11 protein-coding genes are annotated in these 14,714 nt (G+C 44.6%); 3 read left to right on the plus strand and 8 right to left on the minus strand.

The genetic code is table 11. The features are described from left to right. Positions 1-20: 20 nt before the first annotated feature. Positions 21-956 carry a bifunctional enoyl-CoA hydratase/phosphate acetyltransferase gene (locus AWH66_RS19220; protein ID WP_031494278.1) on the minus strand — a complete coding sequence of 312 codons (936 nt, stop codon included), beginning with the start codon at positions 954-956 and terminating at the stop codon, positions 21-23. A gap of 682 nt (positions 957-1,638) precedes the next feature. Here AWH66_RS19220 and AWH66_RS19225 point away from each other — a divergent pair. Together AWH66_RS19225 and AWH66_RS19230 are read left to right on the plus strand one after the other, a co-directional pair. Beyond that, entirely contained in the window at positions 1,639-3,165 is a 1,527-nt protein-coding gene (locus tag AWH66_RS19225) for a diaminopimelate decarboxylase family protein (RefSeq protein ID WP_063606511.1), read from the plus strand. Between the two features lie 644 nt (positions 3,166-3,809). Continuing rightward, positions 3,810-5,066: an MFS transporter gene (locus tag AWH66_RS19230; protein ID WP_063606510.1), complete on the plus strand. Its 1,257-nt coding sequence runs from the start codon at positions 3,810-3,812 to the stop codon at positions 5,064-5,066. Positions 5,067-5,134: 68 nt separating this feature from the next. Here the strand turns inward: AWH66_RS19230 and udp are convergent, their stop codons facing one another. The 4 genes from udp to AWH66_RS19250 form a co-directional block, all read right to left on the minus strand. Continuing rightward, positions 5,135-5,893, minus strand: a complete 759-nt coding sequence (udp, locus tag AWH66_RS19235) for a uridine phosphorylase (protein ID WP_006072970.1) — start codon at positions 5,891-5,893, stop codon at positions 5,135-5,137. 253 nt (positions 5,894-6,146) lie between these two features. Continuing rightward, positions 6,147-8,459, minus strand: a complete 2,313-nt coding sequence (locus AWH66_RS19240) for a zinc/cadmium/mercury/lead-transporting ATPase (protein ID WP_063606509.1) — start codon at positions 8,457-8,459, stop codon at positions 6,147-6,149. A 70-nt stretch (positions 8,460-8,529) separates the two neighbouring features. Then, complete coding sequence (locus AWH66_RS19245) at positions 8,530-9,996, minus strand: MATE family efflux transporter (protein WP_063606508.1); 1,467 nt, start codon at positions 9,994-9,996, stop codon at positions 8,530-8,532. 72 nt (positions 9,997-10,068) lie between these two features. Beyond that, complete coding sequence (locus AWH66_RS19250; RefSeq protein WP_062462838.1) at positions 10,069-10,485, minus strand: CBS domain-containing protein; 417 nt, start codon at positions 10,483-10,485, stop codon at positions 10,069-10,071. Between the two features lie 253 nt (positions 10,486-10,738). On the opposite strand from AWH66_RS19250, the gene AWH66_RS19255 reads away from it, so the two are divergent. Beyond that, positions 10,739-10,996, plus strand: coding sequence for a hypothetical protein (locus AWH66_RS19255; RefSeq protein WP_063606507.1), 258 nt, complete (start codon positions 10,739-10,741; stop codon positions 10,994-10,996). A 7-nt stretch (positions 10,997-11,003) separates the two neighbouring features. Here the strand turns inward: AWH66_RS19255 and AWH66_RS19260 are convergent, their stop codons facing one another. The 3 genes from AWH66_RS19260 to nirD form a co-directional block, all read right to left on the minus strand. Beyond that, positions 11,004-12,749, minus strand: a complete 1,746-nt coding sequence (locus AWH66_RS19260) for a bifunctional protein-serine/threonine kinase/phosphatase (RefSeq protein WP_063606506.1) — start codon at positions 12,747-12,749, stop codon at positions 11,004-11,006. 96 nt (positions 12,750-12,845) lie between these two features. Beyond that, positions 12,846-14,315: a NarK family nitrate/nitrite MFS transporter gene (locus AWH66_RS19265; RefSeq protein WP_063606505.1), complete on the minus strand. Its 1,470-nt coding sequence runs from the start codon at positions 14,313-14,315 to the stop codon at positions 12,846-12,848. A 55-nt stretch (positions 14,316-14,370) separates the two neighbouring features. Continuing rightward, positions 14,371-14,709 carry a nitrite reductase small subunit NirD gene (nirD, locus tag AWH66_RS19270; RefSeq protein ID WP_006072963.1) on the minus strand — a complete coding sequence of 113 codons (339 nt, stop codon included), beginning with the start codon at positions 14,707-14,709 and terminating at the stop codon, positions 14,371-14,373. Between the last annotated feature and the right edge of the window lie 5 nt (positions 14,710-14,714).

Here is a 14,714-nt window from a genome sequence, read left to right on the forward strand (position 1 = left end):
TTAGTTATTGCTATTTATGATTAAGCAGACGCTTCTGCAGCTGTTTTCTGTTGGCTCATTGCGGCAACAGAACAAGCAAGCGCGATAGAGACTGTCTTCTCTGCTTCGCCGTCAGCGCGAGACACAAGAACAACAGGAATACGTGCACCAAGTAGAACACCCGCCATGCTAAAGCCAGCCATGTACTGAAGTGCTTTGGCAAACACGTTGCCTACTTCGATATTTGGAACCATTAGGATATCGGCGTTGCCCGCTACTGGAGACTCATAACCTTTTAGGTTTGCAGCGTACTGAGATACCGCGATATCTAGAGAGATAGGACCAGAAACGATACAACCTTCGATTTCACCGTTTTGGTTCATTTTTTGAAGCTCTGCCGCGTCCATCGTCGCTGGCATCTTGTCGTATGGCTTCTCTTTCGCACATAAGTTAGCGACTTTAGGCTCTTCGATACCGACAGAGTGAGCTAGACTTACTGCGTTTTTGATGATGCCCGCTTTTTGCTCAAGCGTAGGCATGATATTCATCGCTGCGTCAGTAAATACATGGAAGCTGTCGCCACCTTCTTTGAATAGAACACCAGCGTGGCTAAGGACGTTACCGGTACGAAGACCGTGCTCTTTCTTTAGGACTTCTTTAAGTAGAACAGAAGTGTCAATAAGACCCTTCATTAGTAGGTCGCCTTTACCTTCTGCAATAGCTGAAACTGATGCAGTTGCAATCGCTTCAAGACCGTCAGCTTCGATGATCTCAAAGTTGGCTAGGTCAACATTTGCTTTCGCCGCTGCTTCGTTGATTAACGCGCGCTCACCAACAAGAATGACGTCTGCCATGCCTTCTTGGAATGCGTTGTTTGCTGCATCAAGCGTTGCATCATCATGTGCTGCCGCAACAACCATGCGTTGTTTTTTGCCGAACTTTTTAGCTTGCTGAATAAAGAAATCTTTATTGTACATAGGGGCGATACCTTTTAATTAAGAAGAAGGAAACAACCTTCTTTTTATCTTCGATAAATATTCATCAAAGGGAGTAATCAATTATTGTGGAGCAATAAATTGAGACTATTTTTAACCCTTTCAAAGGATGGAATTAATCTATCTCAGGTATCGTCGGAATAAACTTCACTCAGAGTCAGGTTTTTTGACCGTTTTACGGTAACAATGATTTGACGATGAATAATTGAAGCAGTGAAGCATCAACCAAGGCTATAACTAGCGATCTTTATCACAAAAACACCTTATATTTTCGCGTAGCAAAACAGTTTTTTACTGCCCTGCCCTTAGGTAACACTACAAAGTAACCGAGTAATTTACTTTACAGCGGAGAGGTAACATTCGCTGGTCATTGCCTTTATTAGTTGAATTTATGGATAAACACCCTCTAATAACCACGTCAACACAAAGGCCAGAAAACAACACTCATTCACCAGGGGAATGATTTTGCTTACTGATGCAAGTTGTTATTTTCCGCTAGCGTAAGTTTTTTTGACGCTGAGTGATGTGCTTGGGAACAACGTCCGAGAATATACTCAACAGCATAAAATCAATATCGCATTCGAGCCTTTGTAGAGTCCCAAACTCAGTAAATAAATCGAATGTAACTTCATGATAATCATTGACTAAATAGTAAGGGTCGAAGATGACAATTCAAAACCGCTTAGAAGAAAGTGTAAACAACCTTAGCGTTGTTCTTGAAGAACAAAAACAACTACTCGCAGAGCACAAAGCTAACCAAAACTACGCTGAGCGATTAAACAACCTATTGACTCCAACTGACGAGTTAACCACACAAGGCGACGATCTATTGATTGGTGGTTGTAAAGCGACTGACCTTATTGAGCAATACGGCAGTCCGTTGTTCGTTCTAAGCGAAGACACTCTACGCGGTAACTTACGCCGTGTGAAAAACGCCTTCGGGAACTACTGGCCAGAACCTGTGAACGTAATGTTCGCTATCAAATCGAACACAAACTTCGCGGTTCGCGCTATCTGTAATGAGGAAGGTGTTGGTGGCGACTGTTTCGGCCCGGGTGAAGTTGAAGCGACTCACATTGCAGGCGCTGATCCAAAAACCATCGCACTAAACGGTACAGTGAAACCTGAGCTTGCTATTCGTAAAGCGATTGAATACGGCTACGCAATCCACCTTGATTCTTACGAAGAGATCGAGATCGTTGAGCGTATCGCTCGTGAAGTAAAACCTGCTGAAAAAGTACGTATCGCTGTTCGCCTAAAAGTCATCCCTGAAGATTTCTTCAACGACTTTGAACCAGACGCCTACCCATTCCCTAACTTTATCGGTGCGATGAAGTGGATTAAATTCGGTCTACTTAAAGAAGAGGCGAAGAAAATCATCAACCGCGTTAAAGAAATCGATATCTTCGAATTCTACGGCTTCCATACTCACCTAGGCCGCTTCTCTAAGCAGCCTGAAGGTTGGGATGCGCTATACCGAGAGTACGCACGTAACGTTATCGAGATCTCTCGTGAATGTGGTGTACAACCTTTCCAAGTGGACCTAGGTGGTGGCTGGCCTCGTGAACGTGAGCCAGAGTGTCGTAGCAAAGAACACATGATGAATTCCAACACTATCGAAGATTACGCAAAAATCGTCTGTGAAGGTATGCTAGAAGAGTTCACTAAAGAAGGCTTCAAAGTCCCACAACTATGGCTAGAGCCTGGCCGTTACATTGCGGGTAACATTGGTACTCTACTGACATCTGTATACGTCGTAAAAGACGACCAAGAGATGGATTACACTTACACCATGGTTGATGCGTCGACTTACCTAGCAACGCTAGTGGAGTCACAAGAGTCGAAAAACCCTGTGCTACCAGCAAACAAGATGACACAACCTCTTGTTAAGAAAACAACTGAAATCGCTGGCCCTATCTGTATCCCATCAATCTGGGAAAGCGGTGCAACGATGCCTGCACTAGAGCCAAAAGACGTGCTAGCAATTATGGATGTGGGTCACTACGCTGAATCTCAAGCGAGTCAGTTTAACTCACTGCCACGTCCAGCAACCGTACTTGTTAAAGACGGTCAAGCTGAACTCATTAAACGTGCAGAAACGGTTGAGGATGTATTCGCTACTCAAATCCTTCCAGAACGTTTTAAGAAGGCCAAAGCAGAAATCACTAAAAAGAGAACCGCGAAAGCATAAGCTTTAACATATCGGGAACAGAAGCCTCTTAATTATCATATGAGGTGTTATATTTAAAGGCTTAGCTTATTGCTAAGCCTTTTTATTATCTATACTTCCTTCAAATAATTAATGCCTAGATATACTTCTCTATTAGGTTAAATTTTTCCATCAATTAAAATCAACCCACTCTCCCATCTGCCAATTTAATAGAACTTACTTTAATCTAACTAAATATTATATAGATAAAGCCAATGCCTAGAATTGAAAACAACTTATACAAATTAACATTTCAAAAACATCATCACTAACAAATAAATAAGGCTATGTGCAATTAATTATCGATACTATTTTAAGAAAATAATATTGAGACATAGCGCAATATATAACACTACTTTGTACCTATTTAAGGTATATCCAAAAGGAGTATCTCTAGCTAACTTAAGTAACAGTTATCAAGTGAATGACCATCAACCCAATAAGTTATTTTTTGTTAATAATATTTTTAACAGAATCATCTTATCAATTTGAATGCTTCACTTTTTGAAAACTTATCAGTGTGAATGCAGCCACGATGGCTGAAATATGAATTAGAAGGATGCGGGTTGAAATTTTATTTTCTTTCGACTTAACGGGGGAAGCTAAATGGGAAACGCAGATTGATTATGCTAAAAAAACTATGTAATAAACTGGGGATTGAGCTTTGGTTCTCCGCTCACCTTGCTTATGGCTTTGTCCAACTTGTATTTATCCCGATCGTAATGCCTGCGTTTGTCGCAGAGCGAACCGGCAGTTTTGCCAATGCAGGCTTAGCAATGGGCTTCTTCGGTGTAGCTGGTCTTGCAGCTCCTATTATTGGCTTACTCGCAGACAAATATAAAGCGCACCGATTGGCTCAGTTTTTAGGCATGGTGGCATATGTGATTGCCGGTTTCTGCTATATCGCGTCAGGCACTGACTTTACGATGATGGCGATTGGCTCTATTTTCTTTGGTCTAGGTTCTGCAACATTATTAATGTTAAACCCCGTCTTTATCGCTTTCGCCGGTTATGACAATAAAACTGAAGCTCTCAAGCTGGGTCGAATGGCACAAGCCGCTATTATCGGCACTTTGATTGGCGGTGGCGTGTTAGCAGCGTTAACAGATGGTGGTTTTGGCTATGAAACAAGCTTTTACACTATGATGGGCACCGTCACTGTTTTAGCTTTGATCACCTTTATGACCAATAAACAGGCTGGTCAGCGAGTGCTTGATACCGCAAAAGCTCGCGAAGAAGCTGCGAAAGCTGAGTCGCAACAAAAAGTGAATCTGTTGAGTGTGCTGTTTTCTAAATTCGGTCTATTCCTTTTTGCTGTCGCGGCGCTATGCGCAGGTCAAGGCGCGTTTCAAGCTCAATTCCCAAACTTAATGAAAAATGCGTTCTCGGTATCTGAAGCAGTATCCGCCACCAGCCTATCAATATCTGCAGTACTAGGGTTAATCGTCGTCGTTATGGCCGAGCGCTTCTCAGCTAAATTTGGTCCAGCAGCACTATTTAGGCTGTGTACAGTAGCGTCCATTGTGGTTGTTGCAGCACTTTACTTTATTGCTGAGTTCCAACTCATACCGACCATTATTTTCCCAGTCGCGTTAGTCATAATTTATTTACAAGGCATAACAGTGACAGACATGTGTTCTCCAGCCGTCGCTTCCCGCTTAACAAGAGTTGGTGCTGGTTATACGCAAGGGCTAATGATGTTCTTCATTTCCATCGGTTTTGCAACTGGTAGCGCGATAAGCGGCTTTACTGTCGAATCGTTTAGCTGGAGCGCATTACCCGTCGCCATTGGTGTACTAACAACAGTTGCTTTTGTATGTATTTGGGCCGTCACTCGTGACAACAAAGCAGCAAAACACCAAACCTCGACAAAACATGCTTAGAAAATTCGGCGATTTTTGACTAAAAAAAAAGCCTCCATAACAGGAGGCTTTTCTATTTGAATCAATGCTTAAAGAAGCTTACGCGCAGCCTCTACAACCACTTTGATAGAGCGAGTTTCCGCTTGCTTCAACGTATCATGGTCAGGCGTTTCTTTCTGGGTACGGTTGATGATAACACCCGCAACACAGCCAGCTTTAAGACCAGAACTTGCACACATAGTCAGTAGCGTTGCCGACTCCATTTCGAAGTTCAGTACGCCCATTTGTTGCCACTCTTCCATAGAACCTTGGAAACGACGAACAACACGGCCTGAGAAGGTATCGTAACGCTCTTGACCAGGGTAGAAAGTGTCACTTGATGCCGTTACACCAGTATGCACTGTAGAACCCGCTTCAATTGCCGCTTCTTTCATTGCCGTTGCGACATCGAAATCGGCTACCGCAGGGAATTCCATAGGAGCAAAGTGCAAGCTTGCACCATCTAGACGAACAGAACCCGTCGTGACAATCATGTCGCCAACGTTTACGTCAGATTGGATTGCTCCGGTAGTACCAACACGCAAGAAAGTGCGAACGCCCAATTGAGCTAGTTCTTCAACAGCAATAGAAGTTGATGGACCACCAATACCTGTCGAACAAACAACAACCGTCTTACCGTCTAGTTTTGCACGGTATACTGTGTATTCACGTTGGCTAGCCAAAAACTCTGGCTCATCCATTAACTCAGCGATCTTTTGAACTCGAGCTGGGTCACCTGGAATAATCGCTAGTGTAGCGCCTTGTAGATCTTCTTTATTTACTCCGAGATGGAAAACAGCTTGGGACATGGGGGACTCCTTTTGTCTCTTGGATATGTGGTAAAGCTTATAAGATCACGCCCAACATAAACGTACACAGATCACACTTTACCAATGTAACAGCATCAACATTTCAAATAAAAACGGTTTGCATCACACTTTATTGTCGTATCGGTCTATAAATTACACGAATAACTCTTTGCTGTTCACAAAAAAACCGCCCTACAGAGGGGCGGTTTATTGATTGAATTATTTATAAATACAGCGAAGCTGAGTACTACATTCAATCAAATTTAGATTTATGACGCAGTAATCTCAGTGCGTTGAGGGTCACGATGGCAGTAGCGCCACTATCTGCCAAGACGGCAACCCATAACCCTGTAATACCTAAAAGACTAGTGACTAAGAATATGCCTTTTAAACCTAATGCTAACGTAACATTTTGCTTAATGTTACTGAGTGTTGCTCTTGAGAGCTCGATCATCACAGGAAGCTCACTCAAGCGGTTATGAGTCAGAGCTGCATCAGCCGTTTCCAACGCAACATCTGTCCCCCCACCCATAGCAATACCAATATTGGCCGCTTTCATCGCAGGTGCATCGTTGATGCCATCGCCAACCATAGCGACGCGACGACCTTGAGCTAGCTCGTTAACAAAGGTGACTTTATCTGCGGGCAACAAACTTGCTTTATAATCCATACCCAGAGGCGTTGCTATCGCATGTGCACTTCGCTCATTATCACCCGTCAACATGATGGTATCGATACCGAGCTTAGCGAGTTTTTCCACCGCTTCTGCGGTATCCGCTCTGACTTCATCCTGCCATGCGATGATGCCTTTCACCGTATTTTCTGTCACCAGTACCACCACCGTTTTGCCGCCATTTTCCAGCTCAACCACTTTCTCCATTACCTCGTCAGCAATATCAAACGTGACTTTAGATGGTGCGCTTAATATCCACTTACTACCATCAACAATACCTTCGATACCAACACCAACCAGTGCTTTTTTCTCTTGGGCTTCTGGAATAGCAATACCACGCTGCTCCAGGTACTTAATCAATGACGTGGCTAAAGGGTGATTCGAACCTTGCTCAATAGCACCGGACAGAGCCAATACTTGTTCCGTATCCAAATCTGCTGTCACTACTACGTCGGTAACATGAGGTTTGCCTAACGTCAGCGTACCCGTTTTATCAAATGCAATAGCTTGAACGTTGCCTAGCTGCTCTAACGCTGCACCACCTTTAATCAGTGCACCACGTCTTGTTGCTGCGGCAAGGCCTGACGTAATCGCTGCTGGTGTTGAAATCACAAGCGCACAAGGACAAGCGATCAGCAGTAGTGCTAAACCACGATACACCCAGGTTTCCCATGGCTGTGCGAACATAAGAGGAGGCGTAATAATTACCAGAAGCGAAACCAGCATCATTAGTGGTGTGTACCAGCGACTGAATTTATCCAAGAATCGCTCGATTGGCGCTTTTCTCGATTCCGCTTCTTCTATGAGGTGAAGAATGCGGTCAATGGCGTTCTCACCCTGTTTGGACGTCACCGTGAGTCGCACAACTTTGTCTGTAAGGACCGCACCAGCCATAACGGTCTCACCGATATGGCGTTCGACGGGAAGCGATTCTCCAGTCAAAGCACTTTCATCAAAGCTTGCGTTAGCATCCAATAACGAGCCGTCGGCCGGCATACGGTCACCAGGTGCAACTTCGATAATGTCACCAGGCGCAAGTGCCGATGCACTCTTGGTTTGGCGCACACCATCTACAATCACGGTGGCCTCTTCTGGAACCAAGGACATTAACGCTTGAACACCGCTGCGCGCTCTAGAAGCAGCAAAAGCTTCCAATCGCTCACCAATAAGAAACAGTAACAGAACCATTGCCGCTTCTACCGTTTCACCGAGATACAACGCACCAATCGCCGCAACACTCATTAGTGTTTCAATGGCAAAAGGAGTACCAGATTTGGCAAGTTTCAGTGCCTTTGAAGCAATAGGGATAAGACCAAGAATACATGTTAGCGTGAATAGCCATTCACTTAACTGAGGAAAACTGCCTTTAAACGCAGCAGCGATCGCCATACCTGTAGAGATAGCAAGGATATGAAAGTTGTCTTTTAAGGTTTTTTTCCAACCTGTTAGTTGGTCTTGCGGCGCTCCATTGGTACTGCCATCTAGAGCGTTCAGAGTAAAGCCAGCATCAATAACGGCTGCTTCAACTTGAGTAAATAACGCAGCATCGTTGACTCGAACCACCAGCTTTTCAGTGGCAAACAGAACTTTAGAGCTCACCACCCCAGCTAATTTATTGGTTGCTGACTCCACTTTTCTGGCGCATGCAGGGCAGTCCATCCCAACAACTTTCCAAGATTTTAATAGTCCAGAATCAGATTCAGTTTTCCCGCCGGAAGCGGCAGGTTCATCTGGCTCCGACGCACAACAACTACTTTCTGATTCGCAACAATCAGCAGATTGCTCGCTAGAAGTAGCCGTTACTTGTGCGATTTTTGGCGCGTTGCACGCATCACCCGCGGGACGAATGGCGTTGATAGATTGTGAGCTGCACGCTTTATGTTTTGTACACATGGGATTCTCCTTTGCTTATCCTACATCCCAAGTGTAAACCTTGGAGCTAGCTCCAAGGTCAAGAAAAATTTTACCCCGATAGTGTTGGGGACTCTAACTGCTCCTCTACTTTCGACACATCATTAATCATAACAGGGTCTGTTGTACTGAATGGTTGAGAGTTAACACAAACCAAACTTGGGTCTTCTTCTGTACTTTGACATTCGCCAGTCTTACGCAGTTCAGAGATATGGAATTTAAGAACAATGTAACCTAACACCCCAAACACGATATTACCCACCGCTTGTCCATACAAGACGCCCAACGCACCAAACCATAATGAACCTAAGTACACAAATGGCAATGTACCTAACGTCGCCTTACCCAGATTGAGCGCAGTGGAATACAGTGGCTTACCCAAATTATTGAACGACGTATTCGCGACAAACAGCACACCATTAAACACAAAGGTGATGGCGACATAAGTCGCAAATGCTGCCACGATCAGCGATGCATCCCCGGTTAACGAGAACATGTTAATAATCGGCTGTTGGAGAAGATACAATAAAGCGCAAACCACTAATGTGTATATGGTCGTCACGATGAGTGAGTTCTTTAACGTTTCCTCCACACGATCAATTCTTACCGCTCCATAGTTTTGCCCTACGATAGGCCCCACAGCCCCGGACAGCGCAAAGATAAAGGCAAAACAAACTGGCGTCAGACGACCAATTACCGCAAAACCAGCGACAAAATCCTCGCCATACTGGGCAATAGCAGTGGTGACAATCGCATTGCCAATAGGCGTCGCGGTATTAGTAATAATGGCAGGAATCGCGATCGCCAGCATCACTCTGGCATCACTAATGACATTCAAATACGTAGGTTTAGCTAGTAATTTGTGTACACGTAGTAACGGTGCAAACGAGAAATAGAACACTGCAAATCGAGCAACGACCGAAGCCGCGGCGGCCCCTTCCACATTCCAGTTAAAACCGAAAATGAAAATAGGATCTAATATAGCGTTAACAATCCCACCCGCAAGCGTTGCCCACATCGATCGTTTCGCATCACCCGCCGCTCGCAGACCTGCACCACTAGCCATACCTAAAGCAATCAGTGGCGTACTCGGCAATAAGATCCAAAGGTAGGCTTCTGCTCTCTCGTGTGCTCTCCCTTCTGCACCGATCGCTGTCAGCAGTTCTGGGATGTAGGCACACATTATCGCCGTTACAATCGCACTAATGATAAATGCGATAACAAGAACGCTAGAGCCTATCTGCCTTGCATAATCTACGTTCTTAGCCCCAATAGCTTTGGACATTAATGCGCCCATAGCGATGGAAGTTCCTATAGAAACGGAGGTAGCAAAAAAGGTTAACGTACCAGCGAACCCAACCGCAGCAGCCAGTTCAGCTTGACCCAACATACTGATGAACAGCATATCGAGTAAATCGACAATGAATATCGCCATGATGCCGACAGTAGAGGTTCCTGACATCACCAGGATATGCCTCATGGTTGATCCTTCAACGAATTTAGCCGATTGGTCCGCCATACCAGTCCTTTTTATTTACATGCAACAAACAATAAAGGGCGCCGAAGCGCCCATAGGGGAATATTGTTTAGTTTACACAGGATGTTTGAAGCACGCTTCAATATTTTTGCCGATGGCTCGAAGTACATCGCGACGAGTAATCGTTCCTACCAATCTTCCATTGTCGATAACAGGATAAACTTTCGGTTTACCGACCTTCATCATATCTGCGAGTTCAATGATGGACGTTTCAGGCGTCACTGACAGCACCTCTTGATGCATACAATCTCCAACAGTATGCGTGTCTTGACAGTGATAGCTAACTTTAACCAACTTATCGAGCAAGTCTTGTTCTGAAATGAAGCCAATAACTTGTTCTCGTTCATCAATAACCGGACCACCAAGGTGGTTAGACTGCATGACTTTATCAAGTGCAGCACTCAATGACATGTCTTGTGTAAAGGTCACCGTTCTTTGGGTCATGTAGTCTTTAACTTTTAGCGATTCCATGGCGATCTCCTTCAGCCCCAATAACTTAATCGTAATAAGTTTATTGTTGTCCAAATTTTCAATATTGCTAAATGGGATTCTACGATTCTTGTAATAGACATTACCTATCAATCCTTGATGTTAAGTAAGAATTGTTTATCCCGTTTAAATTAAGCGTAAGACGAATTTTCTTGTTTTGCCTATCTTATTGTTAAGATTTTTGTAACAATCGGTCGCCTTATTGTCTGTTAACTCAATGCACTGAGTCATTTTCATGCTAAAAAAACTTCTCAATTCTCTCGCGAATGCGGTCGAATTTCGCTCTCGCATTTGGGTAGTCCATGTTTCCGAGTCCATACTCAAAGACCAGTCATATGTGGTTAATGAAGATCAGTTCTCGTCTTCTCTTTCCTGGATGAAAAGCAAAGGCTACGATCAGCAGATGCTGAGTAAAGTCGAGTCCATGAAGCGCTCACAAATCTTAGTGTTCGAACTTGGTCGCACTAAACATCAACTAATGCGCGTCAAATAAACAGCTATTAGATAAGTAATAACATCAACTCAATGGCGGCCAATAATGCGAGTAACGCTGTTGCTCCCTTCCAAAATAGCAATGGATGCTTTTTAATCAGCGGACTCGTCTCATACTGTTTCATTAACGCTTTATTCGGTTGGCTCAAATCCAACAAGAACTCTCCCAACGCTTGATAACGATGTTGCGGATTGGGATGACAAGCCTTCTTTAAGGCCATATCCAGCCACAGGGGGAGTTCAGGATTGGTGATTTGAATACTCTGATATTTCCACTGTTGATGACGTGCATTGTCGACACTGCGCGCAATCATCGCTTTATAGGGAAGAGTGCCAGACAGCATTTCATACGTAATTACCGCAACCGAAAATAAATCGGATATGGTTGTCGCTTCGTTGCCATTCAGGTACTCAGGGGCAATATAATTTGCCGCACCTTTGGGCATTTGAGCACCTTGTTCTTGCCTTGCTTCGTCTAAGGCCTTCACCGAAACAGATCCCAAATCAATCAAGGTCACTTGCAGCGACTCTGATATCATCACATTTTCGGGCTTTAAGTCGCGATGTACCATATCTAACCGTTGCAGCACGCGTACCGCTTTCACTATCTCAGCAACAATGCTTCTCACAGTGTCTAAGCTCGGCGTCGGGTTATCAAGCATCCACTGCCTCAACGTGATCCCATCTATCGGCTCACACAGTAAGTAAAGAAAGGGAGAATCGGCAGGTCGTGGATAAGTACGCATGATTCGATGACTATTCACATGCGTTCCCACCCAATATTCATTACTAATGTCGAGTAGAGCCTGTTTATCTTCCACATGCAGTAAAGAAGGCGCTTTGAGAATATACTTCCGCTCAGTCTGTTCTTGCGTCACCTCATAAACATGACTTCGAGTTCCAGCGTGAAGTACTTTTGTCACCGTGTAACTATCAATCCTGTTGTTCACTTTAAGCGGAGGAGGCACCACTTGGTTAAGTGATTGTTGTTGAAACTCATGCAATGTGAGGTTAGGAACATGATCGACGGAAACCAATAAGCTCGTGACATTGTCTTGGCTACCGTTTTCTATGGCCAGATCCGTCAATGCTTCGCTTCGTGTCTCAAAGCTTTGGTGTTGGTTTTGGAGAGTGTTAACCATCTGCTGATCAGTGATGAAATCATGCACGCCGTCGGTTGAGAGCAAGAAAAGATCACCAGTTTCGACGGCTAAGGTCTGAAAATCGACCTCCAATTTGCTATCCATGCCCAAAGCGCGAGTTAGGTACGCCGCTCTGCCGATATTGGTTCGCTGATGATCTCTGGTTAACAAGCGGAGCTTGCCTTGTCTAAGCAAGTATATCCGGCTATCACCAACATGAAATAGATACGCCGTATTGGATTTAACGACAACAGCACTAAAGGTGGTAACCAGTCCATTATGCTTCAGTGGTTGCTTCAGGCTCTGCTCATATAGCCACGTATTCAATGACGTCAATACCTGAATTGCCGAACGCCGAACGCTCCAACTGTCCGGCGTCGCATAATAGTCAGCAACAAACTGCATCACACTGGTGTGACTGGCTTTCTGCCCGTGTTCACTGCAGCTCACACCATCAGCAATGCACGCAAGCATACCCTTGGTTTCCAACTCACTTTGCAGTCTTGGCTCTCGAACCACAAACGCATCTTGGTTTTCGCTTCGAATACCTGCAGAAGACACACCGCCGTATGATGTCGTCAGCGTTTGTGGATGGTTAAGCGGTAATCCCATAATCATTCCCTAATTAAACCTTCGGAGAACAAAAGCTCTGTGCAAGCAGAGCTCTTGAACGAGTGAGCACGCTAAGTGCTCACTCCCCGATTACCATTAATGAGATACGTTGATTAACGTTACGCTACCATCTTCGTTTACCTCAGCTATTTGACCACTGGGTTCTTCCATAAACATCAAGGTTGCGAAACCAAGAACCGCTGTACCTGCGATAACATAGAAGAAGGTTTGATAGTCAACAAATGACAGAACCGTCAGGTAAACCACAGCACCGACATTCCCGTAAGCTCCTGTCATTCCAGCGATTTGACCTGTCATGCGGCGCTTGATCAATGGCACCGTAGCAAACACCGCACCTTCGCCAGCTTGAACAAAGAACGAACAAACCATGGCAGCACATACTGCAAGCCACAACGGCCACTCACTGTTGACTTGGCCCATCATGAAATAACCCACAGCCAAACCTGCCGTTAGAATTAACAATGTCGATTTACGACCAAACTTGTCTGAGATCCAACCGCCACCTGGACGCGACATTAAGTTCATAAAGGCATAAGCCGAAGCCACCATACCCGCTAAAACAGGCGTCAGTTCAAACGTTTCAGAGAAGAATAGAGGTAGCATCGAGACCACTGCCAACTCCGAGCCGAACGTGGCAAAATACAACACGTTCAGCACAGCTACTTGCTTAAACTTGTATTGATGCATCTCCGGAACAGGCTTAGAGAAGATAGATTTGTTGACCTTCCAGACTTGAAACACTTCGTATCCGTATAGGACTACTAGGCCGACATAAAAGGCGTTAACCACAGTGTCACTCAACATACCAATATTCGATGGAGCAAGTTTCCAAGCAAGTAGAGCAAGCGCAGCATACATAGGGATCTTCATGATCAACAGGAAGAAAAAGTCCCCTTTCGATGTCACTTCCATCGCTGCTAAATGTTTAGGTTTAAAGTAAGTCGACCCTTTTGGCGTATCTTGAACGTTACGATAAAAAATGACAGAGAACACCAAACTCATTAGGCCCGTCACACCAACGGCATAGCGCCATCCGTCTTCACCACCGAACATCAGAGCTAACGTTGGTAAGGTAAAGGCAGCCGCCGCTGAGCCAAAGTTGCCCCAACCACCATAAATACCTTCCGCAGTGCCCAGTTCATCATGTGGGAACCACTCAGAGACTAAACGAATACCAATAACAAAACCTGCGCCAATAAAACCTAATAGGAAACGAGCGATGGCCGCTTGAATAAATGAATCTGACAACGCAAAAACAAAACATGGAATGGAACATATCGCCAACAGTGCGGAGTAGACCAGACGTGGACCATATTTGTCAGTCAACATACCAATGATTACCCTCGCTGGTATCGTCAGGGCCACATTAAGGATGAGTAACGTTTTGATCTCTTGAGTTGATAAGCCCAATGACGTTTTTACCATTTGAAGTAATGGTGCAAAGTTAAACCACACCACAAAGGTAATAAAAAAGGCCATCCAGCTTAAGTGCAGTGTTTTCATCTTCCCTGAAAACGAAAACAAGTTAAATTTAGTGCTTTCCATAACAAATTCCTTTTACTGATCAATATGTTGATCAGAATTCCTTGTACACGAAGGGTTAAGCTGCGAGTGGCAACTTGAGTTGAACATCATTACCACTGACTCGTACATCAAACCGAGTCAGTTGGACCTCTGGCTCTTCAATGCAGACACCCGTTTGTAGGTTAAAGTGCTGCTTGTAAAGCGGTGAAGCTACACAAGGTTGGCCATCTAGCGAGCCCATAATGCCGCGAGACATCACATAGGCATGGCCAAAAGGATCGTAATTGCAAAGCGCGTACAGTTGGTCGCTACGCTGACAATAGAAAATAGCGACCTGTTTATCTTCGACTTTAGCACACACTCCGGTATGTGGTACTAAGTCATCAGTTGAGCAAACAGTTAACCACTGACTCATATTCT

Source organism: Vibrio barjaei, assembly GCF_001639065.2.
Lineage (GTDB): Bacteria > Pseudomonadota > Gammaproteobacteria > Enterobacterales > Vibrionaceae > Vibrio > Vibrio barjaei.

Excerpts from the sequence above, each read along its gene's own strand:
- AWH66_RS19220 (WP_031494278.1), bottom strand. The coding sequence starts at position 956 with ATGTACAATAAAGATTTCTTTATTCAGCAAGCTAAAAAGTTCGGCAAA.
- AWH66_RS19225 (WP_063606511.1), top strand. The coding sequence starts at position 1,639 with ATGACAATTCAAAACCGCTTAGAAGAAAGTGTAAACAACCTTAGCGTT.
- AWH66_RS19230 (WP_063606510.1), top strand. The coding sequence starts at position 3,810 with ATGCTAAAAAAACTATGTAATAAACTGGGGATTGAGCTTTGGTTCTCC.
- udp (WP_006072970.1), bottom strand. The coding sequence starts at position 5,893 with ATGTCCCAAGCTGTTTTCCATCTCGGAGTAAATAAAGAAGATCTACAA.
- AWH66_RS19240 (WP_063606509.1), bottom strand. The coding sequence starts at position 8,459 with ATGTGTACAAAACATAAAGCGTGCAGCTCACAATCTATCAACGCCATT.
- AWH66_RS19245 (WP_063606508.1), bottom strand. The coding sequence starts at position 9,996 with ATGGCGGACCAATCGGCTAAATTCGTTGAAGGATCAACCATGAGGCAT.
- AWH66_RS19250 (WP_062462838.1), bottom strand. The coding sequence starts at position 10,485 with ATGGAATCGCTAAAAGTTAAAGACTACATGACCCAAAGAACGGTGACC.
- AWH66_RS19255 (WP_063606507.1), top strand. The coding sequence starts at position 10,739 with ATGCTAAAAAAACTTCTCAATTCTCTCGCGAATGCGGTCGAATTTCGC.
- AWH66_RS19260 (WP_063606506.1), bottom strand. The coding sequence starts at position 12,749 with ATGGGATTACCGCTTAACCATCCACAAACGCTGACGACATCATACGGC.
- AWH66_RS19265 (WP_063606505.1), bottom strand. The coding sequence starts at position 14,315 with ATGGAAAGCACTAAATTTAACTTGTTTTCGTTTTCAGGGAAGATGAAA.
- nirD (WP_006072963.1), bottom strand. The coding sequence starts at position 14,709 with ATGAGTCAGTGGTTAACTGTTTGCTCAACTGATGACTTAGTACCACAT.